The 25,772-nt window shown below is 40.2% G+C and carries 26 protein-coding genes and 1 tRNA gene; 5 read left to right on the forward strand and 22 right to left on the reverse strand.

Annotated elements, in window-relative coordinates; genetic code table 11:
- Positions 1-21: 21 nt before the first annotated feature.
- Complete coding sequence (locus DPV95_RS04700) at positions 22-525, forward strand: LPS-assembly lipoprotein LptE (protein ID WP_049367345.1); 504 nt, start codon at positions 22-24, stop codon at positions 523-525.
- A complete protein-coding gene (gene holA / locus DPV95_RS04705; RefSeq protein WP_049367343.1) occupies positions 525-1,562 on the forward strand; it encodes a DNA polymerase III subunit delta in 1,038 nt (345 codons plus the stop codon). Before DPV95_RS04700 ends, holA begins: the two co-directional genes overlap by 1 nt.
- Positions 1,563-1,592: 30 nt before the next feature.
- Here the strand turns inward: holA and DPV95_RS04710 are convergent, their stop codons facing one another.
- From DPV95_RS04710 to secM, 4 genes are all read right to left on the reverse strand, one after another.
- On the reverse strand, positions 1,593-3,272 hold the full coding sequence (locus DPV95_RS04710) for a sulfatase-like hydrolase/transferase (protein WP_049367342.1): 1,680 nt from the start codon (positions 3,270-3,272) through the stop codon (positions 1,593-1,595).
- A gap of 22 nt (positions 3,273-3,294) precedes the next feature.
- Positions 3,295-3,699, reverse strand: a complete 405-nt coding sequence (mutT, locus tag DPV95_RS04715) for an 8-oxo-dGTP diphosphatase MutT (RefSeq protein ID WP_049367341.1) — start codon at positions 3,697-3,699, stop codon at positions 3,295-3,297.
- Positions 3,700-3,786: 87 nt separating this feature from the next.
- Positions 3,787-6,483, reverse strand: coding sequence for a preprotein translocase subunit SecA (gene secA, locus DPV95_RS04720; RefSeq protein ID WP_049367340.1), 2,697 nt, complete (start codon positions 6,481-6,483; stop codon positions 3,787-3,789).
- Between the two features lie 73 nt (positions 6,484-6,556).
- Positions 6,557-6,874, reverse strand: coding sequence for a secA translation cis-regulator SecM (gene secM / locus DPV95_RS04725; RefSeq protein ID WP_014064170.1), 318 nt, complete (start codon positions 6,872-6,874; stop codon positions 6,557-6,559).
- A gap of 72 nt (positions 6,875-6,946) precedes the next feature.
- Here secM and DPV95_RS04730 point away from each other — a divergent pair, with 72 nt between their 5' ends.
- Positions 6,947-7,267, forward strand: coding sequence for a DciA family protein (locus DPV95_RS04730; protein WP_049367338.1), 321 nt, complete (start codon positions 6,947-6,949; stop codon positions 7,265-7,267).
- 1 nt (position 7,268) lies between these two features.
- On the opposite strand, the gene DPV95_RS04735 is transcribed toward DPV95_RS04730, so the two are convergent.
- From DPV95_RS04735 to DPV95_RS04795, 13 genes are all read right to left on the reverse strand, one after another.
- A complete protein-coding gene (locus tag DPV95_RS04735) occupies positions 7,269-8,123 on the reverse strand; it encodes a Dam family site-specific DNA-(adenine-N6)-methyltransferase (RefSeq protein ID WP_111406743.1) in 855 nt (284 codons plus the stop codon).
- Between the two features lie 13 nt (positions 8,124-8,136).
- Entirely contained in the window at positions 8,137-9,225 is a 1,089-nt protein-coding gene (gene aroB, locus DPV95_RS04740) for a 3-dehydroquinate synthase (RefSeq protein WP_111406744.1), read from the reverse strand.
- A gap of 9 nt (positions 9,226-9,234) precedes the next feature.
- Positions 9,235-9,777, reverse strand: a complete 543-nt coding sequence (aroK, locus tag DPV95_RS04745; protein ID WP_005699620.1) for a shikimate kinase AroK — start codon at positions 9,775-9,777, stop codon at positions 9,235-9,237.
- 308 nt (positions 9,778-10,085) lie between these two features.
- Complete coding sequence (locus DPV95_RS04750; RefSeq protein ID WP_049367334.1) at positions 10,086-11,753, reverse strand: anaerobic C4-dicarboxylate transporter; 1,668 nt, start codon at positions 11,751-11,753, stop codon at positions 10,086-10,088.
- Between the two features lie 280 nt (positions 11,754-12,033).
- The gene (acpP, locus tag DPV95_RS04755; protein ID WP_005544465.1) at positions 12,034-12,264 is read right to left on the reverse strand and encodes an acyl carrier protein; all 231 of its coding nucleotides are present in this window, start codon (positions 12,262-12,264) and stop codon (positions 12,034-12,036) included.
- A 216-nt stretch (positions 12,265-12,480) separates the two neighbouring features.
- The gene (fabG, locus tag DPV95_RS04760; protein ID WP_005695317.1) at positions 12,481-13,209 is read right to left on the reverse strand and encodes a 3-oxoacyl-ACP reductase FabG; all 729 of its coding nucleotides are present in this window, start codon (positions 13,207-13,209) and stop codon (positions 12,481-12,483) included.
- A gap of 13 nt (positions 13,210-13,222) precedes the next feature.
- Positions 13,223-14,161, reverse strand: a complete 939-nt coding sequence (gene fabD, locus DPV95_RS04765) for an ACP S-malonyltransferase (protein WP_049367332.1) — start codon at positions 14,159-14,161, stop codon at positions 13,223-13,225.
- Between the two features lie 92 nt (positions 14,162-14,253).
- On the reverse strand, positions 14,254-15,204 hold the full coding sequence (locus tag DPV95_RS04770; RefSeq protein ID WP_049367331.1) for a beta-ketoacyl-ACP synthase III: 951 nt from the start codon (positions 15,202-15,204) through the stop codon (positions 14,254-14,256).
- A gap of 18 nt (positions 15,205-15,222) precedes the next feature.
- Positions 15,223-16,242 (reverse strand): phosphate acyltransferase PlsX, encoded by a 1,020-nt coding sequence (gene plsX, locus DPV95_RS04775; RefSeq protein ID WP_111406745.1) that lies wholly within the window; start codon positions 16,240-16,242, stop codon positions 15,223-15,225.
- A gap of 21 nt (positions 16,243-16,263) precedes the next feature.
- Positions 16,264-16,434 carry a 50S ribosomal protein L32 gene (gene rpmF, locus DPV95_RS04780; protein WP_005544470.1) on the reverse strand — a complete coding sequence of 57 codons (171 nt, stop codon included), beginning with the start codon at positions 16,432-16,434 and terminating at the stop codon, positions 16,264-16,266.
- 22 nt (positions 16,435-16,456) lie between these two features.
- Positions 16,457-16,981, reverse strand: coding sequence for a 23S rRNA accumulation protein YceD (gene yceD, locus DPV95_RS04785; RefSeq protein WP_111304538.1), 525 nt, complete (start codon positions 16,979-16,981; stop codon positions 16,457-16,459).
- Between the two features lie 133 nt (positions 16,982-17,114).
- A complete protein-coding gene (locus tag DPV95_RS04790; protein WP_111406746.1) occupies positions 17,115-18,959 on the reverse strand; it encodes an ABC transporter ATP-binding protein in 1,845 nt (614 codons plus the stop codon).
- A 76-nt stretch (positions 18,960-19,035) separates the two neighbouring features.
- Entirely contained in the window at positions 19,036-19,926 is an 891-nt protein-coding gene (locus DPV95_RS04795; RefSeq protein ID WP_111406747.1) for a cupin domain-containing protein, read from the reverse strand.
- 103 nt (positions 19,927-20,029) lie between these two features.
- Here DPV95_RS04795 and DPV95_RS04800 point away from each other — a divergent pair, with 103 nt between their 5' ends.
- Positions 20,030-20,374: a carboxymuconolactone decarboxylase family protein gene (locus DPV95_RS04800; RefSeq protein WP_005698020.1), complete on the forward strand. Its 345-nt coding sequence runs from the start codon at positions 20,030-20,032 to the stop codon at positions 20,372-20,374.
- Between the two features lie 70 nt (positions 20,375-20,444).
- On the opposite strand, the gene DPV95_RS04805 is transcribed toward DPV95_RS04800, so the two are convergent.
- Positions 20,445-21,500 carry a glycosyltransferase family 9 protein gene (locus tag DPV95_RS04805; protein ID WP_049369790.1) on the reverse strand — a complete coding sequence of 352 codons (1,056 nt, stop codon included), beginning with the start codon at positions 21,498-21,500 and terminating at the stop codon, positions 20,445-20,447.
- A gap of 77 nt (positions 21,501-21,577) precedes the next feature.
- Between DPV95_RS04805 and DPV95_RS04810 the strand changes: the two genes are divergently transcribed.
- On the forward strand, positions 21,578-22,327 hold the full coding sequence (locus tag DPV95_RS04810) for a 3-deoxy-D-manno-octulosonic acid kinase (protein ID WP_049369791.1): 750 nt from the start codon (positions 21,578-21,580) through the stop codon (positions 22,325-22,327).
- A gap of 29 nt (positions 22,328-22,356) precedes the next feature.
- Here DPV95_RS04810 and DPV95_RS04815 read toward each other — a convergent pair.
- The 4 genes from DPV95_RS04815 to DPV95_RS04830 form a co-directional block, all read right to left on the reverse strand.
- A tRNA-Ile gene (locus DPV95_RS04815) sits at positions 22,357-22,433 on the reverse strand.
- Positions 22,434-22,522: 89 nt separating this feature from the next.
- Complete coding sequence (gene glyS / locus DPV95_RS04820; RefSeq protein ID WP_111406748.1) at positions 22,523-24,589, reverse strand: glycine--tRNA ligase subunit beta; 2,067 nt, start codon at positions 24,587-24,589, stop codon at positions 22,523-22,525.
- A 46-nt stretch (positions 24,590-24,635) separates the two neighbouring features.
- Positions 24,636-25,106 carry an OsmC family protein gene (locus DPV95_RS04825; RefSeq protein WP_049367324.1) on the reverse strand — a complete coding sequence of 157 codons (471 nt, stop codon included), beginning with the start codon at positions 25,104-25,106 and terminating at the stop codon, positions 24,636-24,638.
- Positions 25,107-25,403: 297 nt separating this feature from the next.
- Entirely contained in the window at positions 25,404-25,769 is a 366-nt protein-coding gene (locus DPV95_RS04830; RefSeq protein WP_049367323.1) for an endonuclease domain-containing protein, read from the reverse strand.
- Positions 25,770-25,772: the final 3 nt, after the last annotated feature.

Consider the following 25,772-nt stretch of genomic DNA (forward strand, 5'->3'; position numbering starts at 1 on the left):
TGAATTTTACAGGTAATTTTTATGATGAAATCAATCAAAACGCTCTGCTTAGTTGGGGCGACAGCCTTTTTAACTGCTTGTGGTTGGCACTTCGATAATGGTGCTGCTGTTCCTGTAGAATTAAAAACAATGGCTCTTGAAAGTAGCGACCCATACAGTGAAATGTCAATGGCAATGCGTAAGCAACTGCTTAGCAACAACGTAAACCTTGTTCCTGCAAAACAAGGTGTGCCAGTGTTGCGTTTAAATAAACAGACTTCAAGCGATAAAGTGGCGTCAGTCTTTAAACAAGGCCGTGAAGCAGAAAAAGTATTGACCCTTGATGTTGAAGCAAGTGTACGCTTGGCTAACGGAGAAACCTATCCAATCTCAGCAAAAATCAACCGCACTTTCTTTGATAACTCACGTGCTGCATTAGCAAAATCAGCTGAGCGCGATGTGATTTGGAATGATATGCGCGAACAAGCAGCTCGCCAATTAATTAATAAAATGGCAGCCTTGCAACATCAAGTTCAAGGAAAATAATGAACCGCATTTTTCCTGAGCAACTGGCCTCTAACCTGAACAGCCATTTAGCGAAAGTCTATTTTTTGGTTGGGACCGATCCCCTGTTGCTCAGTGAAAGTGAAGACCTCATTCATCAAGCTGCCCTTCTTCAAGGTTTTGATGAAAAAAATCAAATCACCATAGATACTAATACTGACTGGTCTGCATTAATTGAGGCCAGCCAATCTATGGGACTCTTCTTTAATAAGCAAATTTTCATTCTTAATTTACCCGAAAATTTGACCGCACTTTTGCAGAAAAATCTTCAACAATTTATCAGTGGATTAAATGAAGATAGCTTGCTTGTCCTCACCTTGCCTAAATTGTCTAAAGCAGCCGAAAAACAAGAGTGGTTTATTCAGGCAAATCAACTTGAGCCACAAGCTGTTATCGTGAACTGCCAAACACCGAACTCAGAACAACTTTCTCGTTGGGTGAAGCATCGTACAAAAAATATGGGATTATCAGCTGATGAGGAAGCCATTCAACTACTTTGTTACAGCTATGAAAATAATCTACTGGCATTGAAACAAGCGTTACAGCTTTTAGATTTGCTTTACCCAGATCACAAACTTACGTATAACCGCGTTAAATCAGTGGTAGAGCAATCTTCTGTCTTTACCCCTTTCCAATGGATTGATGCATTGTTATCAGGCAAAGCAAACCGCTCAAAGCGAATTTTACGTGGTTTACAAGCTGAAGATGTGCAACCCGTTATTTTGTTGCGTACTTTACAACGTGAACTGCTCACATTGTTAGAATTAACAAAACCACAGCTGCGTAATCCCTCTCTTAACACGAGTTTACCAACACAAACACTCAAAGCGGATTTTGACCGTCTCAAAATTTGGCAGAATCGTCGTCCTCTTTATACTGCGGCAATACAACGACTCACTTATCAAAAGCTCTTTGAAATATTGCAAGAATTGGCAGACATTGAGCGCACAACCAAGCAAGAATATGGTCAAGACGTGTGGGTAAAATTGGCAGACTTATCGGTTAAATTTTGCTTATAAAAAAATCTCGGCGTTAACCGAGATTTTTTATTATTGCGCAATTTTTAAATCTTGATACAGATAATTTCGATAGCTATTCACTAAATCCATATCCTCTGCATCTTCGAGCTTACCTTGGCTTAGCTGACGCATCGCGATATTCGCTCGCATAAAGTCATCTTTCGGTAATAAACCTGCCACATCAAGTAATACACCCCCAACAAAGGCTAAATCTAAGAAATCTTGCTGTTGAACAAAGTCAGTCTTACGATTAGTTCTAACGACAAATTGAGTCACATAATCCGGGTTCGCAAAGTTACCTTTTTTCGGTGGAAGCTGATTATCAAAAGCGACTTGATGATCACCAAAATAACCGAATACATAAGGTGTTTCACGCGCTTTTAAATAATCATTCAAACCTTCGATCGCCTCATTAAGACTAGCGATACGGTCAATATAATCATTTAAACAAGAAATCGCTTTCCCTCCTAAACGCTTACTTGCCAAATTAAAGTGGTTTGGCATGTTCGTGTTGTAAGGGCCGTGCTCTTTCATCGTGAGCACATAAACAAACATTGGCTGTTCCACATTTTCCAATGATGGATGCTGTTTCTGTAAAATAAGCTTGGTGTAGTACATCATCTCTTCACTGCTAATATGCCAGAGATTTTTGCTGATTGATGCCGGATAACCTAAATCTTGTGGTTGCAACATCAAATCAAAACCAAAGTGGTCATAGGCTGGTTTGGCGTTGTAGTTACCTTTCGTAAAAGGCGATAACACCACACAAAAATAGCCTTGCTCACGGAGATTTTTAATAAACCCCGTCTGTAAGTGTGGTACAACCGAATAAAACACGCCACTTGCCAAAGCACCAAAATCCGTTGAAGGTACCCCTGCAAGGAAAGCAAATTCAGATTTCCACGTTGCACCGCCCACCGTATGTACACGCAATGGACTCACAAATGCAGTATCTTCCTGCTTATTAAACATTGAAAATGGTGGGATGGTTTCTGCATCAAAATCAAATTGATGAGGATTCAAGGTTGATTCTTGTAGACACACCACTATGTCTGGTTTTTCTGCGTCTGGCTTTTCTGCACTTTCAGTTTTACTCTCAGCCTTTTCATTTAAAAGTGCGGTCATTTTTTCTTTAAATTTTTGGCTATTACCTTCAAATTCTGGCACTTTAAAGAATACGCCACGACAAGACATAGGCAGGTTTAAGAAAACATCTCGACCATCATCCGGCAATGAGTCTAACCAGACTTTTGTTGCATCAGGATCTTTAGAATAATGCCACATTAAACCAAAACTCGTTGCTGCAAGTATTGCTGCAAATACGCGAAATCCAGTAGAGGCAGTTTCCACATCTGACCAACCAAAGACAGCATAGCCAAGTAGACCTAATAGCCCTAATACACCGAAAATAGCCCCTTTATAATGTAAAAGGGTTTCCCAATTTCGCCAGTCTGTCACAAGCCAAAAATCTGAAATGAGTAAAGGTTGTTTGTAGTAATGAATTTTCATTCGATGGAATAGCATCAACACAACAAAAAGCACGGACGCAAAATTCAATCCGCGTTGCCATTGACCAGTTATCGCAAACATTGCGCTAAACAATAAAACGAATAATGCAATCGCAAAAAAATATGTCCAACGATAGTGCGAATTGACGATAAAAATCACCGTCGCAATAAAAAATAAACTCAGAAAAATACTTGGAATCATAATAAATAAATTTGATTAAATGTTATTTGACACTTTCAGCCACTAAACGCTGAATCAGCTTTAAATTGGCTGGTGGGAATTGCCCTGCATCAAGCTCCCCTTGTTCAAGCCAGAAGCCTTCCTGGCCTTCGCGTCCAAAAGGCTCGCCGATCCATTCTGTGACCAAGTAAAAACTAAAATCTAAAATTTTGGTTGGATATTCAAATTGAAAACGTTCGTACAGTTCAGCATTTAAAATATGAATGCCAATCTCTTCTTCCAATTCTCTTTTTAAGGCTTCTTCAGGGGTTTCACCTGCATCAACTTTACCACCTGGAAATTCTAATGCCTGTGCAAAATCTTGCCCTTCTAAACGCTGGGTCAAATATAGCTGCCCAAATTCATTACGAATAATCCCTGCCGCAACTTGAATGATAGGCTTACTCATCATTTTTCCTTATCTCAAAAGTAGAAAGAGCGGTCATTTTTAGCGGTGTTTTAAAACACGCAAAAATTTAACCGCTCTTTTCCTTAACTAAGCATATCGGGCTTTATTGCCGTGACAATGCTTGTATTTTTTACCTGACCCACAAGGACAAGGTTCATTACGTCCAATATGGAGATCTGAATAGTCCTCGCTTTGAGCTTGCTCTGTGTTTTCACCTACAGGATGATGCGTTTGAGCTTCACGCTCAGCTATTGCTTGACGTGCACGTTCTGCTTCTTCCATCTCTTCCTGCGTACGTACTTTCACACGAGTGAGTGTCGTAATCACATGATGTTTTAAAGAATCTAACATTTCAGTAAACATACGGAAAGATTCTTTTTTGTACTCTTGTTTTGGATCTTTTTGCGCATAACCACGCAAATGGATACCTTGACGTAAATAATCCATTGCAGCCAAGTGCTCTTTCCAGAGTTCATCAAGGGTTTGTAACATTACGCCTTTTTCGAAATGACGCATGGTTTCTTCACCCGCAAGCGCTTCTTTCGCTTTGTATTCATCTTCCGCTTCTTGAATAATGCGCTCACGCAAGTTTTCTTCGTGAAGATTATTATTTTCTTCTAACCAATGTTCAATTGGTAACTCAAGGCCAAACTCTTGCGCTAAACGCTCTTCTAAGCCTTTAATATCCCATTGTTCTTCCAACGATTGCGGTGGAATATACTGGTCAATCACATCGTTAAATACATCGCTGCGGATTGCTTTAATAGTCTCTGAAATATCATCATTATCGAGCAAGTAATTACGTTGTTCGTAAATCGCATGACGTTGGTCGTTCGCTACATCATCATATTCAAGCAAGTTTTTACGACCATCAAAGTGGAACGCTTCTACTTTCGCTTGCGCCGATGCGATCACTTTAGCAAGAAGCTTAGACTCCATCGCTTCGCCTGGTTGAGTGAAGGCTTTACGCATCATATTTAATTTACCTTCATTCAGATAAATACGCATTAAGCCATCTTCTAAAGAAAGGTAGAAACGTGAAGAACCAGGGTCACCTTGACGACCTGAACGACCTCGCAACTGGTTATCAATACGACGTGATTCATGACGCTCTGTCCCAATAATATGTAAACCACCGGCTTGCATCACGATCTCGTGATTTTTCTCCCACTCAGCTTTGATTGCCTCAATTTGCTCTGGTGTTGGATTATCCAATTTTGCCACTTGAGCTTTCCAGTTACCACCCAGGATAATATCGGTACCACGACCTGCCATATTGGTTGCAATGGTTACTGCGCCAGGGGCCCCCGCTTCAGCAACAATTTCCGCTTCTTGTGCGTGGAATTTTGCATTCAATACGTTGTGTTTGATGCCCGCTTTATCTAACGCTTGAGAAAGCATTTCTGATTTTTCAACTGATACGGTACCCACAAGAACCGGTTGATTGCGAGCAACGCAGTCTTTGATATCTTCAATAATCGCATTAAATTTGTATTCTTCATTCTCAAACATGACGTCCGTACGATCATCACGAATCATTGGACGGTTGGTTGGGATAACGACAGTTTCTAAACCATAGATTTGTTGGAATTCAAAGGCTTCGGTATCAGCTGTACCTGTCATACCCGCTAATTTGTCATAAAGACGGAAGTAGTTTTGGTAAGAAATAGAGGCAACAGTTTGGTTTTCACTCTTAATTTCTACCCCTTCTTTTGCTTCGATCGCTTGGTGTAAACCATCAGACCAACGACGACCTGCCATTGTACGACCTGTGTGTTCATCGACGATCACGATCTCGCCATCTTTCACGATATAGTCTACATCGCGCTCAAATAAGGTGTTTGCTCGTAATGCCGCCATGACGTGGTGTAACAACACAATACGCGCAGGTGAATAAAGTGAATCACCTTCTGGCATTAAACCTTGTGCGATTAACCACTCTTCTACTTTTTCTTGACCGCGTTCAGTTAAATACGCTTGTTTGGTTTTAAGATCTAGAGTGTAATCGCCCTCACCGGTATATTCTTCCGTATCTTCTTTTTCTTGCTTAATCAAATTCGGAATTAATTTATTTACTGCAATATAAAGCTCAGAACTGTCTTCCGCTTGACCAGAAATAATCAACGGCGTACGTGCTTCGTCGATTAAGATAGAGTCCACCTCATCCACTAAGGCATAGCCTAAATGACGTTGGAAACGCTCTTCTTTAGAATGCGCTAAGTTATCACGAAGGTAATCGAAACCTAATTCGCTGTTTGTCGCGTATGTAATATCAGCCGCATAAGCTTCACGTTTTGCTTCAGGCGGTAAGCCAGGGATATTCACCCCAACAGTCATACCTAAGAATTCAAATAATGGACGGTTGGTATCCGCGTCACGACGTGCCAAGTAATCATTCACTGTCACAACATGTACGCCTTTACCCTCCAACGCCATCAAATAGCAAGGTAAGGTTGCGGTTAAGGTTTTACCTTCACCCGTACGCATCTCAGCGATACAACGGTTTGTTAGCACCATACCACCAATTAATTGCACATCAAAATGACGCATACCGAGTACACGTTTACCCGCTTCACGCACGGTAGCAAACGCTTCAGGTAAAAGTTGTTGTAAGGTTTCACCGTTAGCTAAACGGCTACGGAACTCATCAGTTTTTGCTCTTAATTCATCATCACTCAATGCTTCAAAAGCCGGCTCCATTTTGTTGATTTTCGCAACTTGTTTTCTTAATTTACGTAAAATACGATCGTTACGGCTACCAAAAATTTTTGTTAAAAAACTCATAATTTCTCTTTCAAATAAAAAATAAAAAGGATCATCCGATTAAAAAATCGGTTCGTTCAAAGATAAAAGAAAATTAAATGATGGCTGGGCCGGCACGAATAGGGGCAAAAACAGGGAATTCTGCCGCAATAAAGTGCGGTTGAATTTTTTCGTGTTTTTGATTGGAATGGGTTTTGTGATTTGTTGGCTGAGGTTGAACCTGCAATGCTTGACGAATTTCACGCACCGCAATTAACATATGTTGTTCAGATGATGTTTGATAATTTTCGCCACTCATATTTGATGAAGGCTGAGCCTCCAATCCCTGAGCAACAGGCAAAGCAAAAATCGCAATCATGCTTAACAGCAACTGCGACCAGAAATTTGTTTTACCTTTGTTTGATTTCATCATCTTATTGTCTCTGACAAAATTTGTGTGTATTGTATCGGAAATTCAACGTAAAGTCATTATTGGGGTATTTTTGTGGAAAACAAGCATGAGCGTTATCAAAAAGCCATGAATATTATTGATGTGCTAGAAGGATCACAATTTGCCAAAATCATGCAAAAAGGGTTAATGTTGAATGAACTGAACCAAAACATCAGTCGTCTTTTCCCACAAGAATTCAAAGGGCTCTTCCGTTTAGGCTCCATTACAGATGGGAAACTCTTTATCGAAGTCAAAAGTGCGGTCGTTCGCCAAGGGATTTTATTTCGCCAACGCGAATTACTCACTGCAATTCAACCAACTTATCCAGAAGTAAAAAGCTTTGAGATTAAAATCAATCCTGAATTAACCTGCTAAACTAACCTTTAAAAATAGCGATTAATTCTTTTACTTTGACTCGTTTTTCTGAAGATTGACTGATCGAGCGCTGTACTTTAACGCGTTTAAATTTTGCCCCTTTATAAATCTCACGTGTAAATTTCGTATCGTGGTTAGAAATCACAACGGAAATTTGCTTTTCTTTTTGTGCTCTCTTTGCACATTCCGCTAAATTCTTTTGATGTTCAAGACCAAAAGCATTTCCTGCATATCCAGTAAAATTAGTATCTTGCGGAAGCGGTGCATAAGGCGGATCACAATAGATCACGCTGTGTTTATCCGCTAATTCAAACGTTTGTTGAAAATCAGCACATAAAAAGACCGCACTTTGTGCCTTATGAGCAAAATAGCGCAATTCATCCTCTGGGAAATAATGGGTTTTATAAGCCCCAAAGGGAACATTGAACTCATTTTTACTGTTATAACGGCACAAGCCATTAAACCCAAAGCGGTTCAAATAAAGGAACAACACCGAACGCACGAAAGGATCGGTGGATTGATTAAAAGCTTCACGTTGTGCGTAATAATACTCGGCTGTATTCGCATTTTCAGCGAAGAAAATTGGTTTACAAGCCTCAATATAGGCATCCACATTGTCTTTGACGATATTAAACAAGTTAATTAAATCGGGATTAATATCCGCCAAAATATAATGTTCAAAATGGGAATTCAAAAAAACAGCACCCGCGCCAACAAAGGGTTCGATCAAACACTGTTTTCTTTTTGGAAAGACTCGGTTGAGATCGTCCGTTAAACGAAATTTACCGCCCGCCCATTTCAAAAACGGGCGGTGTTTAATTCGAGGTTTTGTTTTATTATTTTTCGGACGCAACATGGAGCAATGACTGTTAGTCATGTTGTGTGCAACGCTCAATCGCGTTTAGCACAAGAGATTTGTCAGTATCAGTCGCCACGTAAGCTTGACCAAGGGCTTTTAGCAACACAAGACGCAACTTGCCTGCCAGCACTTTTTTATCTCGCATCATATGCGGTAAATAATCATCTGGCAGCATGGTATCAGGCGAAACGGTAGGCAAATTAGCACGCGCTAAAAGTTTTTCTAGACGTGCTACATCTTCAAAAGAAAGATCACCTAATTGTTCAGATAACACCGCAGCCATCATGATTCCGGCTGCAACGGCTTCACCGTGTAACCAATTTCCGTAGCCTAAATGTGTTTCAATTGCATGACCAAAAGTATGACCGAGATTTAATAATGCACGATCGCCTTTTTCGGTTTCATCGCGCGCGACAACATCAGCTTTAATTTGGCAGCAACGCGCAATACAATACTGCAGCGAATGTTGATTTAACACGACTAATTCATCAATATGAGCTTCAAGCCATTCAAAAAAGGCATAATCTAAAATCGCCCCATATTTAATGACTTCCGCAAGCCCCGCATTCACTTCACGTTTTGGCAAGGTATTGAGTGTAAGCGTGTCAATAATTACCGTAGAAGGTTGATAAAACGCCCCAATCATATTTTTGCCTAACTCATGATTAACGGCGGTTTTGCCACCAACAGAAGAATCCACTTGGGCTAATAATGTGGTAGGAATTTGAATAAAATGCACGCCACGCTGATAACTTGCTGCGGCAAAACCTACCACATCACCAATCACACCACCACCTAATGCAATAATAGTGGTATCTCGCCCATGATTATGCTTTAAAAGTGCGGTAAAAATGAGGTTTAAAGACTCGAGCGTTTTATATTTTTCGCCATCAGGCAATAATACCGATTCAACCTGACAACCTATTTTTTCTAACGTTTCTGTAACGGGCTCAAGATAATATTGTGCGACGGTTGGATTAGTCACAATCATCACTTTATCCCCTTTCTTCAGCGGATAACAGGTTTCATCTTTAAGTAACCCTTCGCCAATATAAATAGGATAACGACGTTCTTTTAATTCAACATTTACGCACAACATTTTTAATCCTTAGAGTGAACCGTTTAAGCCGTTTAGATTATCAATTAAATCAACAATTTGATTAACCATTACTTTGGCATTTTGCTCATCTGTTGGCAAAGTAATATCTGCAATTTCTTCGTATAACGGATTGCGTACTTTGGCTAAGTCTTCCAACACTTGGCGCGGGTTATCCGTTCCTTGTAATAAAGGACGTTTTTTATCACGTTGCGTACGTTGATATTGTTTATCTACTGAGGTTTCTAAATAAATCACAATACCACGAGCAGAAAGATAATTACGATTCTCTTTTGACATCACTGCTCCCCCACCAGTGGAAAGCACAACGCCTTGTAATTGGGTTAATTCATTGATAATTCGCTCTTCACGCTTACGAAAACCTTCTTCGCCTTCTAAATCAAAAATCCAGCTAATGTCTGCTCCCGCACGTTCCTCAATTACTGCATCTGAATCGACAAAGTCCATATTCAATTGTTGCGCAAGCTGACGGCCAATGGTGCTTTTACCTGCGCCCATTGGACCTACTAAAAAAATATTACGTTTTTCAGCCATTGTTATTCTTCTAACTTACTTAAATAATGTTCAATTTAATCTTTCCTAATAAAAACTGGCCACCTGAAAAAATGGTAGCCCGAAAGATCACCCAAAAAATAATGAGGATTATCGCAATAAATCCCCCTATGTTTCAACCTTTAGCAGGAATTTATTTTAAGAAGAGCAAAAGTGCGGTCAGTTTTAGGAATGTTTATGAATGATAAAGTCAAATGTAGCATTGAGATAAAACATCCTAAAATTTAACCGCACTTTACAAACAAAAAAGGCTATTCAAACGAATAGCCTTTTCTTTTATCTGTTAGTTATTATAGATAACCAAACAAGCTTGTGAAAATGTAACCAAAGATACATGAAGTGATTACACCGATTAAGCCCGGTAAAATAAAGCTGTGGTTAATTACAAACTTACCAATGTGGGTTGTGCCTGAACGGTCGAATTGGATTGCCGCAAGGTCACTTGGGTAAGTTGGTAAAATGTAGTAACCGTAACAAGCTGAAGCAAAGGCTAATATAACAGCTGGATCAACGCCGATACCTAAAGCTAATGGAACGAATGCAACCAATGCTGCCGCTTGTGAGTTTACGAATTTAGAAATTAATAACAACATCACGGCGTAAGTCCAAGGATGTGCTTTTACCACATCACCAAGTGCTGCTTTCATCATTGGAGTGTGAACGGTAAACATGGTTTCTGCCATCCAAGAAATCCCGAATACAGCCACTAATGCAATCATACCTGAACGGAAAATTTCATTTTTACTGATTTTACCCGCATCAGTTTTAGTAAAGATAACAATTAATGCACCCGCTAATAACATGAAGATTTGAATAACGTGAACCATACTTAAATTCACTTTTTTCTTCGCAGTGTCTTTTAATACGATTGCAGCGTTATCGATAGTTTCAGTTTTATCACCCGCAGTGATGACAACATTGTTATCTTGAGCGGTAATTGTTTGAGCGACTTCACCTTTATCGTTATAAATTGCAACGTTATTGTAGGCTGTTTGTGTTTTCGCTTTGCTGTCTTTAACATCAAGCACTAATGTACCATCTTTTGCTAATGCAACAATTTTACCGTCTTTAACATTGAAAGATTTCACTGCTTTATCGGCAGAAACAATTTCAACTACTTGAGCTGGTGCTGATTTTTCAAAGGCTGGGCGTAAATCTTTAAAGTAACCTAATACCGCTACCACTAAAATTGCACCAAAGAAGATCCACATCGCATTCCAGCTAGATTGTGGTAATTTTTTATCTAATAATGATGTGCTATCACCATAAACATATTTTTTGAATTCTGGATCTTTTAATTTCTCTTGGAATTCTGGGTCTTTATCTAAATCTTTACCGCGGAACCAGCTGAAAATACCGATAGCCAATACACCGCAAAGGGTTGAAGGCACGGTAATTTTTAATAAATCTAAATAACCATCAAAACCTGCTAATGGTGTTTTAGCATTCACTAAGAATGTGGTTAAAGTCACTACTGCCACAGAAACAGGTGACGCAATGATACCCATTTGAGAAGCAATTGAGCTTGCTGCCATTGGACGTTCAGGACGAATATCATTTTTGATTGCGATATCATAGATGATTGGTAACATGGTATAAACCACGTGTCCTGTACCACATAAAATAGTTAAGAAACAAGTGACGAATGGTGCCAAAATACTGACATATTTCGGGTTACGACGAAGCATTTTCTCCGCGATTTGTAACATGACATCTAAACCACCACTGGCTTGTAATGTTGCTGATGTCACCACCACCGCAAGGATGGTTAACATCACATCGATAGCGGGCTTACCTGGTTCAATACCAAAGCCGAAAACAAGAACAATTAAGCCTACTCCACCGAGCATACCCAGTGCAATACCACCTTTTTTTGCCCCGTAAAATAAACAGATAAGAACAATAGCAAGCTGAATCGCAAACTGGCTACCTTCACCTAGGTTCATTAGAAAATCCATAAGATACTCCGAATCATTTTATGGTTAATTAGAAAAAAATTTGACTCAAATATTAGCACCAAAATTAACTCATAATAAGTATTTTTAGGGTAAATTTTGTTTTAAATCAAAAAATAGGGGAACCAACAATAAAAGCAAATCTGAGAGAGATTAAATAAAGGAAAGTGCGGTCTGAAATTTAAAAGATTTAGATGTATCTTGTTTTATTTGAAGATAAGTAATTTAGAAAGGAATTTAAAGAAATAAATTAGGCGACCTAAAAGATCGCCCAACTTAAAAATTACTGATTGTTTTGAACGTAGTCAATCGCAGATTGAACAGTTGTGATTTTTTCAGCTTCTTCATCAGGAATTTCGATATCGAATTCTTCTTCTAAAGCCATTACTAATTCAACTGTATCTAAAGAATCCGCACCTAAATCTTCAACGAAAGAAGCTTCTGGTTTTACGTCTTCTTCTTTAACACCTAATTGTTCAACGATGATTTTTTTCACGCGTTCTTCAATACTCATTTGTTTTTCCTATTGTTGTTTTAACTCATTTAAGAGCGGTTAGTGTATGCATTTTTGATAAAGTTGCAACTATTTCTTAGGTGGTCGCACCACAAAAAACAGGCAATGTAAAAACACATACAGAGAAAAAGTTACATTGCGATTGGGATTTTATCATTAACTAAACTGCTTTGCTATATTTTATAGACAAAATCCCAGATATATATCCCTAAAGGGCTAGCTCATATATAAGCCACCATTCACATGTAATGTAGTACCCGTAATATAAGCTGCATCGTCAGAAGCTAAAAACGCCACCGCTTTTGCGATATCTTTTGGCTCACCTAAACGACCAGCTGGGACATTACCAAGAATACCTGCTTTTTGTTCTTCAGTAAGCACTTCTGTCATATCCGTTGCGATAAAGCCTGGAGCCACAACGTTTACGGTAATGCCACGAGATGCCACTTCTTTCGCTAAACCTTTAGAGAAACCAATTAAGCCGGCTTTTGCGGCACAATAGTTAGATTGCCCCGGATTACCCATTGAGCCCACAACCGAGCCAATAGTAATGATACGACCGAAACGTTTTTTCATCATGGAACGTAACATCGCTTTAGAAAGATGGAACACAGAGGTCAAGTTGGTTTGCATAATATCGAACCATTCTTCATCTTTCATACGCATTAATAAGTTATCACGTGTGATACCTGCGTTATTCACGAGAATATCAATGTCGCCAAATTGTTCTTTAATTTGCTCTAATACGGCATCAATACTTTCTTTGTCTGCCACATTTAATACTAAACCTTTACCTTTATCGCCAAGGTAAGCTGAAATTGTATCAGCACCTTTTTCAGAGGTTGCGGTACCAATTACAAATGCACCTTTTGATGCTAATTCTTCTGCAATTGCGCGGCCAATTCCGCGTGTTGCACCTGTCACTAATGCGATTTTATTTTGCATTTTTAATCCCCTTTTATGCTAATAATGCTTCAACAGCATCTAATGATGCCACATCGTTTACTGATGTTGCTTGTAATTCTGCCACGATACGTTTTGTTAAACCGTTTAATACTTTACCTGGGCCGATTTCAACTAAAACTTCTACGCCATCTTGCGCCATTTTCTCAACGGTTTCAGTCCAACGAACTGGGCTATATAACTGACGAATAAGTGCGGTACGAATTTCTGCACTTTCTGTTTCCGCTTTGACATCCACGTTGTTTAATACTGGTGTTGCTGGTGCATTAAGCATAATGTCTTCAAGTGTTACTGCTAATTGTTCTGCTGCCGGTTTCATTAATGCACAATGTGAAGGCACGCTTACCGCTAATGGTAAAGCACGTTTTGCACCCGCTTCTTTACATAATGCTGCTGCACGTTCTACCGCTTCTTTCGCTCCAGCAATGACTACTTGACCTGGTGAGTTAAAGTTTACCGCAGATACCACTTCGCCTTGCTCGGCTTGTTTACATGCATTGATAATCGCTTCATTATCTAAGCCAATAATCGCATACATTGCACCAGTACCTTCTGGTACTGCTTGTTGCATTAATTTACCGCGTAATTCCACTAATTTAATCGCATCTTTAAAATCAATGACACCTGCACAAACTAATGCTGAATATTCACCTAAACTGTGACCAGCCATCACACTTGGTTGCAATTGTGGGTATTTTTCTTGCCATACACGGAAGATCGCAACGGATGCCGCTAATAATGCCGGCTGAGTTTGCCAAGTTTTATTTAATTCTTCTGCTGGCCCTTGTTGAACCAAGTTCCATAAATCATAGCCAAGCGCTTCAGATGCTTGTTTAAAAGTTTCGGTGACTACCGGATATTCGTTAGCAAGATCAGCTAACATGCCAACAGCTTGAGAACCTTGTCCTGGAAAAACCATTGCGAATTTTTTCATGTTTTCTTCCTATTTCTTCATCGTTTAAATGTTGAAAGTGCGGTCAAATTTAACCGCACTTTTAAAATTCTGTCGAGATTCTAACAAATTAATTAGAATCGCACCAATGCTGAACCCCAAGTCCAACCACCGCCAAAAGCTTCGAGTAAAAGCAATTGACCGCGTTGAATTCGACCATCTCGCACTGCTTCATCTAAAGCGGTTGGTACAGTCGCCGCACTGGTATTCGCTGTACGATCAAGCGTTACCACGACTTGCGACATATCCATCTCTAATTTTTTCGCTGTCGCGGTGATAATACGTAAATTCGCTTGATGTGGCACAAGCCAGTCGATATCTGTTTTTTGGAGATTATTAGCAGAAAGGGTTTCTTCCACCACATTAGAAAGCTCACGTACCGCTAATTTAAAGGTTTCGTTACCTTGCATTTCAATATAACCAGATTTCTCCACACCACGTTCAGCTTGTGGAAGTAGTAATGCCGCATTGTTATCTGGCGATGCATGTAAATGCGTTGAAATAATGCCTTCTTGCTCTGATGCCTCTAAGATCACCGCACCTGCACCATCACCAAATAACACGACAGTGCTACGATCGGTTTCATCTAATTTACGCGAGTTAAGATCTGCACCAATCACAAGGGCTTTTTTCACGCTGCCTGAACGAATAAATTTATCCGCTACGCCTAAAGCATAAACAAAACCGGTACAAGCCGCCGCTAAGTCAAAAGAAATTGCGTCTTCGATGCCTAATAAACCTTGAACTTGGCAAGCTGAACTTGGATAAGCATGAGAACCACTGGTTGTCGCAACGATGATCAACTCAATTTCTTGAGGATCAAGGTTGGCCATTTCAAGTGCATTTTTGGCTGCTTCATATCCCATTGTTGCAACAGTTTCATCTGCTGCTGCAATACGACGTTCACGAATGCCTGAACGAGTCACGATCCATTCATCTGAAGTATCAACCATTTTTTCCAAATCCGCATTGGTACGAATATGGCTCGGCAAATAGCTACCGGTGGATAAAATTCTACTATTCATAATATCAAAACTTATTAATTAATAACGTTGTAAACCCGCCAAGATTTTTTGTGGAATTTGCAAACGCGCTTGCAAAGCTGCATCCGCAATTGCACGAGCAAATGCATCCACATTTGCACTGCCATGGCTTTTCACCACAACAGCCGTTAATCCGAGTAAAGACGCCCCATTATATTCATCAGGGTTAATGCGTTTCAAGCGATGATAAGCATCTTTAAAGAAAAAACGCAGAATAAATTTGGCAAGCGATTTAAAAATAGGCTGTTTTTCTTTTCCTTTCAGAAGAGATAACAGATTTTTAGCCGCCCCTTCAAGGGTTTTTAATGCAATATTTCCCGAAAACCCATCACTCACAACCACATCAGCCACGCCATTTAATAAAAAGTTACCTTCAATAAAGCCGGTATAATTAAGTGCGGTCGATTTTTCTAATAAATTCGCAGCTTCACGAATAGATTGATGTCCTTTAATTTCTTCCACGCCGATATTGAGTAAGGCAATGCGTGGATAAACTAAGTTCAATCGGTTTTCGGCAAAGATCGAGCCCATGACGGCAAATTCATAGAGATTTTGAGCAGAACATTCTACGTTCGCGCCTAAATCTAACATCACGGTTTTATCACCCGTCATCGACGGTAATAAGGATACCAACGCAGGACGTTGAATTCCCTCTAAAGGTTGTAAGAGTACCTTTGACAATCCCATCAACGCGCCCGTATTTCCTGCACTCACACAACCTTGCGCCTCTCCTTTCTGAACCATTTCAATAGCTAAACGCATCGACGTGCCTTTGCTATGACGCAATGCATGAGAAATACCTTGATTGTTATCAATAGTCTTAGTGCAATGATGAATTTGAATACGTTCTAAAAGGGAAGAAGGTGCATTTTCCAGTAAAGGGGAAATTTGTTGGCTATCGCCAAACAACACTAAAGAAAGCATTGGATCTGCTTCCAACGCTGAAAGAGATGCGGGGATAGTAATACGGGGACCAATGTCCCCGCCCATCACATCTAACGCTAAGGTTAGACGGTTCAAGTGAATACCTTATAAGTAAAATTACTTATTGATCACTTTGCGACCACGGTAGTAACCGTCAGCAGTTACGTGGTGGCGTAAGTGAGTTTCACCGCTTGCTTTATCCACTGATACTGCAGCAGTAGTTAATGCATCATGTGAACGACGCATATCACGACGTGAACGAGATTTTTTGTTTTGTTGAACAGCCATTGGCTATACTCCTAAATTTAATTTACTTTTGCTTTAAATTAGCTAATACAGCGAACGGGTTCGGTTTTTTTGCCAATTCTTCAGGCAATTCGCCAAAAACCTGTTCGTGCGCGGACACTTCACAGTGTTCAGATGAATGCATTGGAACAAGCGGTAGAGCTAAAATAAGTTCGTCTTCCACTGCACCAACTAAATCTATTTCACCAAACTCATTAAATTCGATTGGCTCATAAATTTCCGGCAAGTCATCAGCCTGATCCCAATTAGCCACTGGACTATACATAAAATGACATTCCAATGTTTGTTTGAATGGCTCGCCACAACGTTGACACTCTAATTCAACGTCAACTTGTACTTGCCCTTTCATCACCACTAATTTTTGTGGATCAATATAAAACGATAATGTTACCTGTGCATCGCTGAGCACTTTCCCCGTAGATTCAGCTAAACGCACTAACTGACTAGCGGTATAATAACCATCATAATCAATTCTTTGCTGAGCGTCTTTAACCGGATCAACGGTTAGGGGTAGTTTTACCTTTTGCATAGGGTGCGAATATTACCTGTTGTCAATAAAATAGTCAAAGGAAATTCGCACTAATTATGAGAAAAGTTCAATCGCTATCTAAACTCTCTCAAGATTTACACCTTTACAAAGTGCGGTCATTTTTTCCTGTATTTTACTCAGCATGCTCACTCAAGAAGCCACCGCTTTGATGTTTCCAAAGGCGAGCATAAAGCCCATTTTGTTCAAGCAATTCTGCGTGAGTCCCTTGCTCGACAATTTGTCCTTTATCTAACACGATTAAACGATCCATTGCCGCAATAGTGGATAAACGGTGAGCGATAGCAATAACCGTTTTATTTTCCATCATCTTATCGAGACTTTCTTGGATCGCGACTTCCACTTCGGAGTCTAGCGCACTGGTCGCTTCATCCAAGAGTAAAATTGGCGCATCTTTTAACATGACACGCGCAATGGCAATACGCTGGCGTTGTCCACCTGAGAGTTTCACCCCACGTTCACCAACATGGGCATCATAGCCTTTTCTGCCTTGAGCATCGCTGAGATAAGGAATGAAATCAGCCGCCTCCGCACGTTTAGCTGCATTGATCATTTCTTCATCTGTCGCAGTTGGACGACCATAAATAATGTTATCGCGAACAGAGCGGTGTAAAAGCGAGGTATCTTGCGTCACTAAACCAATTTGGCTACGAAGACTTTCTTGGCTCACATCTAAAATATTTTGACCATCAATGGTAATAGCCCCCTCTTGGGCTTCGTAGAAACGTAAAAGCAAATTCACAATGGTTGATTTGCCCGCACCAGAACGACCAATTAAGCCCACTTTTTCGCCTGGTTTGATGGTGAGATTAAAATGGTTAAGCAATGGTTTATTCGGTTCATAGGCAAACGAAATATCATTAAATTTGATCTCGCCTTGTTTCACTTCTAGTGGAACACAATCAGGTTTATCAACAATAGTATGCGGTTTGGTCAATGTTGCCATACCATCATTCACTGTCCCGATATTTTCAAATAAGCGAGCTGATTCCCACATAATCCAACGAGAAAGCCCGTTCACACGTAACGCCATCGCAGTTGCAGTCGCTACTGCTCCCACGCCTACTTGACCGTTTTGCCATAACACCACACCTAAAATTGCAGTGCTTAACGTTAAGAAGATATTGGTTGCATAAGTTAAGGTGTCTAATGAACTCGCCAAACGCATTTGTGCATGCACGGTGACCATAAATTCTTCCATGGAACGTTTTACATAATTCGCTTCTCTCGCATCATGTGAAAATAGTTTTACCGTTGCAATATTTGAGTAAGCATCCGTAATACGCCCTGTCATTAAAGATCGCGCATCAGCTTGTCGTTGTGCTGTTTTCGCTAAACGTGGTATAAGCAAACGTAAAATAGTCACAAAGGCCACAATCCATAAGAAAAACGGCACTAAAAACCAGGTATCTAAAGCCGCAAGTACCAAGCCTGACGTAATAAAATATACGGCAACATACACCAGCATATCCGCAATGGTCATGACGGTATCACGCACCGCAAGAGCAGTTTGCATCACTTTCGCCGATACACGACCTGCAAATTCATCTTGATAGAAGCTTAAGCTTTGTCCTAGCATCAAACGGTGAAAATTCCAACGCAAACGCATTGGAAATACCCCTTGTAGCGTTTGTAAGCGTACATTCACGCCCACGAATGACCATACAATACTGAAAATAAGCAAGGCTGCCATACCGGCGAGTAAATGCCCTTTTTCTTGCCAAAGTGTGGTTGGTGAATAAGCGCCGAGCCAATCTACCAATAATCCCATAAATTGGAAAAGTAAGGCTTCCATCACACCAGTACCGACCGTCAATACCGCGAGTAAAAAGATCCAACCTTTCATACCATCAATGCTTGACCAAATAAAACGGAACAAGCCTTTTTCAGGCGTCGTTGGATTGCTTTTCGGATAAGGATTTAAACGGTTTTCAAACCATGAAAATATTTTATTAAACATAACAATACCTTAAAAAATTAAAGGCAACAGAGCCGCCTAAAGTGCGGTCATTATAGCGCAAATTTTAAACGATGGGCTAAGTTTTGCGAAATTGGCTTGGTGAAAGCCCATAAATTGCTTTAAACGCCTTACTAAAATGTGCATCTGATTGATACCCTACTTCAAGGGCGATTGCCAAAATGGTCTTTTGCGTATTTTTCAATAAAACAGCCGCCATTTCTAACCGTACTTGTGTGAGAAATTTTCCTGGTGGCATCCCGAGTTGCTGTTGAAAGATCCGCATAAAGGTCGCACGAGACATGGAAGCCAACTCTGCTAATTGCTCAATATTCCAATCTAATTGAGGTGAAAACAGGATTTTTTCAAGGACTTGATTCAGCCTTTTATCCTGCAACGCGGCCAATAAGCCTTGATTGAGCAAACCTATTTGCTGAGCATGACGCAAAATATAAATAAACAACACATTTGATAGTGCATCAATCACCGATTTTGTGCCTTGCTCTGGTTTCTCGGCTTCTTGTAAAAAAAGTGAAACCAAGGGCTGCACAGGTGTATTTTGCAGCGAAAGATGTAAATAATCTGGTAACGAATCAATTAATAATGACGGTTTTTGATAATAAAATGTTCCACAAAACATCTTCAGATCGGGCGTACCTGCTCCTATTTGATGAACATGAAAAAGTGCATTTGATTGCGCTCTCTGTAGACTATTCTCTCTTTTTTGTTGAGAACTGCCCAAAAAGTGCGGTCGATTTTGAGGGAGAAAAAAGAGATCGCCTTTCTTCAAATGAAACTGTTTTCCCGCCAAGGTTACCCAGCACTCACCTTGCTCGATTAAATGAAATAAACCTTGATATTCCGCCGTATCTGGCTGATGTTCAACTTGCCAATCCCCTTGAAACAAGCAGCGAATATTAATTTCCCCACGCACTTGCGCTAGCTGAGTTAATTTATCTAAATAATCCATTGTGAGATTTTCCGTCTAAAAGTTAAGACAATTTGACAAGTATCATACGCTAATCTGCTTATAATTCCTCTCGAAATTTGTACTTAATTTAAGGAGAAAAACAATGTTTGCAGATTGGAAAAATGATGTAGCACACGTTAAAAAATCATTCGGTGCATTAGGTAAAAAATACCCTAAAATGTTACAAGCTTACGGCGCATTAGGTGCGGCGGCGGCAGAAGGTAACGTATTAGATGCCAAAACCCGTGAATTAATTGCATTAGCAGTTGCCGTAACAACACGTTGTGAAAGCTGCATTGGCGTACATGCTGATGAAGCAGTGAAAGCAGGTGCAACTGAAGAAGAAGTGGCAGCAGCATTAGCGATGTCTATCGCATTAAATGCAGGTGCAGCTTACACCTACTCTCTTCGTGCATTAGAAGCTTACAACGCACAAAAAGGCGAATAATTCGCAAGGAACTTTATGATTCTTTTAGCCCTCATTTGAGGGCTTTTTTATCTCTAAAATTGACCGCACTTTAAAATAAATTCAACGCTCTCATCTGAGCTACCACTTGCTCTACCTGAATTTCAGCCATTAAATTTTTGCCTTTTAATTTTGTTGCCCAAGGTAATTCACATGAAGGTTTTCCTTGTTCTTTTTGCACATTTTCTTCATATACTGACACCACATTATCCAGATTATGATAAGGCGCGGTGCGCAATGGATTATGATAGGCATACAATCCAATGACAGGTGTTCCTTGCGTGGTCGCGATATGAGCGGGCCCAGAATCAGGCGAGATGACTAAATTTGCTTGATGAATTAATGCAGCAAGTTGTTTCAAACTGGTTTTTCCTGAAGCATCAACCGGTTGAAAGTCACAAAGTGCGGTAATTTTTTTCACCATATCTAATTCACGTTTTGCCGGCGAGCTACAAAAAATTACATTCACATTATGTTGATGAGCAATGTTCGCCACCTCCGCGTAACGTTTAATCAACCAATCTTTCTCGACTTTACTAGAACAAGGGGAAATAATCAGATTTTTACGTGTAGGATCAATAAACTGTTTGGCATATTCTCGATCTGAATCAGAAATTGCCAATTGCCAAGAAAGCATCTCTGCCGGTGGTACACCAAGATAATCTGCAAAAGCCATGAAACCATCTAGTACATGAGGCGTTTCAGGATCTTGAACTCGACGATTCACAAACAACCACTGCCCTTCTCGAGAACGTTTTTTGCCAAACCCAATTTTATATTTCGCTTGAATACCAAGAGAGATAATAGAAGCACGAAATGCCGTCTGCATATTCAAAAGCGCATCAAATTGATTATTTTTCAAAAACATCCATAAATTCCATACGCCTTTCCAACCGCTCTTTTTATCGTAAGGAACAAGTTCCACGCCTTCTATACCAGAAAGCAAGCCCATTTCTGTTTTACCCACAATCCACGTTAATTTTGTTTGCGGCCAATAACGTTGAATATGTTGTACCACCGCAAGTGCATGGCAAACATCACCCACCGCAGACAAACGCAAAATACAAAGTGATTTAGGGGGAGAGGTAAAAAGTGGAGAATGGGACATTTGAGTTCCTCGCGCATTTAATTTCCACCTATTTTAAAGTAGAATGAGAGCATTTTCTATTATTCGGTTCAACTAAAATGCTTGAATTCCAACAAGATAATCAATTCTTTCTTTTTAATCTCACGGAAAAACCAACGGAGCCCGCTTTATTTTTTGAATCGGCGTTTTGGGAAAAACAACAACGTATTACCGGTTCAGCCAAAGGACGTGGCACAACCTACTTCCTGGATACAAAAGATCTGTTTGGTGTAAATACAGCCCTTCGTCACTATTATCGCGGTGGTTTATGGGGAAAATTCAACAAAGATCGCTATCGTTTTCAATCATTTACTGAAACTCGCAGCGTGGCGGAATTTCAGCTTTTAAATCAACTCCATCAAGCAGGTGTAGCCGTACCCAAACCGATTGCTGCACGTGTTAAAAAAGGCAAATTAGGTATTTGCTACCAAGCGGATATATTGATTGAAAAGATCGAAAATGCCCAGGATCTGACCGCACTTTTGCAAACCCAGCAGCTACCGAATGATATCTGGCAAGCCATTGGTAAATTAATTCGCCAGTTACATGATTTACAAATTTGCCATACGGATCTCAACGCTCACAATATTCTCGTTCAACAACTTGGAAATGAACAAAAATGTTGGCTCATTGATTTCGATAAGTGCGGTCAAAAATCAGGCGATTTTTGGAAACAAAGCAACTTAGAAAGATTACACCGCTCTTTTGTCAAAGAAGTCGGCAGAATGAATATTCAATTCAATGAAGAAAATTGGGCTGAATTATTGAAAGGATATAACAACCTAAAACGCATCAGAGAAAGGCAATAAAAAAGACCGCCTAATGCGATCTCTGTGAATGGTCCCCCCTACCGGACTTGAACCAGTGACCAAGCGATTATGAGTCGCCTGCTCTAACCGACTGAGCTAAGGGGGGAAAGTGCGGGTGATTATAGAGAAATAATCCGTTGAAGTCTATATACAAAAGGATGGTCGTTTGAAAATTGACCATCCTTTTTAGATCTATTATTGCAATACCGAAATATCCGCCACTTGTAAGAACAGACCTTGTAACGTGTTTAAAATCGCTAAGCGGTTTTGGCGTAATGCTGGATCTTCAGCATTTACCATTACGTTATCAAAGAAACTGTCTACCGGTGCACGTAAGTTCGCTAATTTATCTAATACAGCCGTGTAATCACTTTGCGCGATAAGCGGTTGTACTTCAGTGCGTAATACAAGTACCGCTTCAGCAAGGGCTTTTTCTGCTGGCTCTACGCAAGCGGTCAAATTGATCTCGCCAATTGCAGCATCCGCTTTCGCTAAGATATTGCTTACACGTTTGTTTGCTGCTGCTAACGCTTCCGCTGAATCTAAAGTACGGAAGTGTGAAACCGCACGCACGCGCGCATCAAAATCAGCAGGACGAGTTGGACGACGTGCCAATACTGCTTGAATCACATCCACCGCAATACCTTCATCTTGATACCATGCACGGAAACGACCGAGCATGAAGTCCACCACATCAGTAACCACGTTTTGATTCGTGAGTTTATCACCGAAAAGTGCGGTGGATTTTTTCACTAAATCTTCCAAATCCAGCGGCAAGTTTTTCTCAACGATAATACGCAATGCACCTAATGCTGCACGGCGTAATGCGAACGGGTCTGCACTGCCTTTCGGAGCTTGCCCGATGCCGAAGATCCCCGTTAAGGTGTCAAATTTATCTGCTAAAGCGACCGCACTTGCCACCAAAGATTTAGGTAATTCATCACCCGCAAAGCGTGGCATATATTGCTCATTTAATGCTACTGCCACTTCTTCATCTTCACCATCATGACGAGCGTAGTGCATACCCATTACACCTTGCGTATCGGTGAATTCAAATACCATGTTGGTCATCAAGTCACATTTTGACAGTAAACCCGCACGTTTTGCTTTCGCTTCATCTGCACCGATTTGTTTTGCAATTTCGCCTGCAAGTTGTTCAATACGGTCAGTTTTGTCTTTCAATGTACCGAGCTGTTGTTGGAACAACACAGTTTCTAAACGTGGTAAACGATCAACCAGTTTTTGTTTTAAGTCGGTTTTGAAGAAGAATTCCGCATCGGTTAAACGTGGGCGAACCACTTTTTCGTTCCCTTCGATAATCGCGGTTGGATCTTCTGGGTTGATGTTTGATACAAAAATAAAGTGCGGTAATAATTTGCCGTCTTTGTCATAAATCGGGAAATATTTTTGGTCGCCTTTCATGGTGTAAACCAAGGCTTCCGCAGGCACTTCTAAGAAACGCTCTTCAAATTTTGCCGCTAAAACATTTGGATATTCCACCAACGAAGTCACTTCTTCAAGTAAGCTTTCTTCAATGTCAGCCACGCCGCCAAGTGCGGTCGCTTTTGCTTGAGATTTTGCAAGAATTTCTGCTTTACGTTCATTGAAGTCTGCTACCACAGAACCTTTATCACGCAATAATTGTGGATATTGGTCTGCATGTTGAATTTCAAATTCTTTCTCGCCTAAGAAACGGTGACCGCGAATGGTGCGAGCACTTGCCACACCTAAAATTTCGCCTTCAATTAACTCATCACCTAACAACATAGTCACAGTATGAACCGGACGAATAAACTGCACGGTTTTGTCTGCCCAACGCATTGGTTTTGGAATTGGCAATTTCGCCAAGGCATTAGCCACAATATCGTTCAGCAAGTTTTTGGTCGGTTGACCTTCAATTTTTGCACGGTGAACTAACCATTCACCTTTATCGGTCGCAATACGTTCTGCTTGATCAACGGTAATTCCACAACCACGCGCCCAGCCTTCTGCCGCTTTTGTTGCTTTACCTTCCGCGTCAAAAGCTGCAGATACTGCTGGCCCGCGTTTTTCGATTTCTTTGCTTGGCTGTTGTGTCGATAAGTTCAATACTTTCACCGCCAAACGACGCGGTGCCGCAAACCATTCGATTTTATCGAATGATAAACCTGCTTGGTTTAATTCCGCCTCAACATTATCCGCAAAAGAGGTCGCTAATGTTTTGAGAGCTTTTGGTGGCAGCTCTTCTGTGCCGATTTCTACTAGGAAGTTTTTAGTTGTCATTGTTTTTTCTCTGGTAAGGTGCACCTTGGCACCATTTTATTTTAATTTAATCTTTTTCAATAATAGCTTCACATTTCACTGGAAAATTAAGTGAATTTGCAATAAAACACGCGTGATGCGCATTTTCATGTAATACCAATGCCTTAACAGCATCCGACTCACTTGAAATTCTTACACGAGGTTTTAATGTTGCTGAAATAAAACGTCCTGCTTGTTCAGAACTGCCTTCATCCATAATTGCGATAGCCTCATCACGGTATGCTTGCACAATAATGTTATTAACGGCACAAAAATGTAAATACCATAATTTATGGCAAGCAGAAATAGAGGCTAATAACATATCTTCTGGATTCCAACGTGTTTTATCACCACGAAAAGCTGGATCAGAAGAACCTAAAATATTAGGTTTATTCAATGCCGAAGCAATAAAATCCCGCTCATACGCAGTATAAGAAGAAGTGCCCCGCCCTAAATTTCCAACCCACTCTACGGTAGTTTGATAAATATGTTGCTTCATTATATTTTCCGTTATCTCTTATAGCGTATGTAAATTAAGAAATTCATGTCCTATTTGATTATTTTCTTCGTTTTCACTTCTGCCAAATCTCCCCTACCCCTCTTTGCTAAAGAGGGGATTGGATCTTTGCAGAGTTAAATATCTATGTTTTACTTTAACGTTTTTTGAAAGCAGATAATTTAATCTCTATTGAAATTAAAATGTAAATGAGCCAGTTACAATCAATTTACTCAAGAAATCCCCCTCTTTAGCAAAGAGGGGTAGGGGAGATTTGGCAGAGCGACTTAACGCTCATACTCAATCAGCCCTTACATTCTCTAAAAACAAATAAATCTGCTCTACTACACTTTCAATTTCTCGCATTACTTCATCATTGCTAAATCGCATCACCGTAAAACCAAGTGAATTTAATTCTGCATCTCGCAATGCGTCTTTTTCCTGATAATCAGGTTCATAGTGCTGACTACCGTCCAATTCGATAATCAGCTTTGCTTTTGCACAATAAAAATCAACGATATAACTTAAAAGTGGCTTTTGTCGATTAAATCGAAAACTTAATAATTGATCTCGATTGATGCGTTGCCATAGCTTTCTTTCCGCATCCGTTTGATCCACTCGCAATTTTTGCGAATTCTCTTTTAAGTATTTTTCATAGGGTTGCATGAA

The organism is Haemophilus parainfluenzae, assembly GCF_003252755.1.
GTDB lineage: Bacteria > Pseudomonadota > Gammaproteobacteria > Enterobacterales > Pasteurellaceae > Haemophilus_D > Haemophilus_D parainfluenzae_N.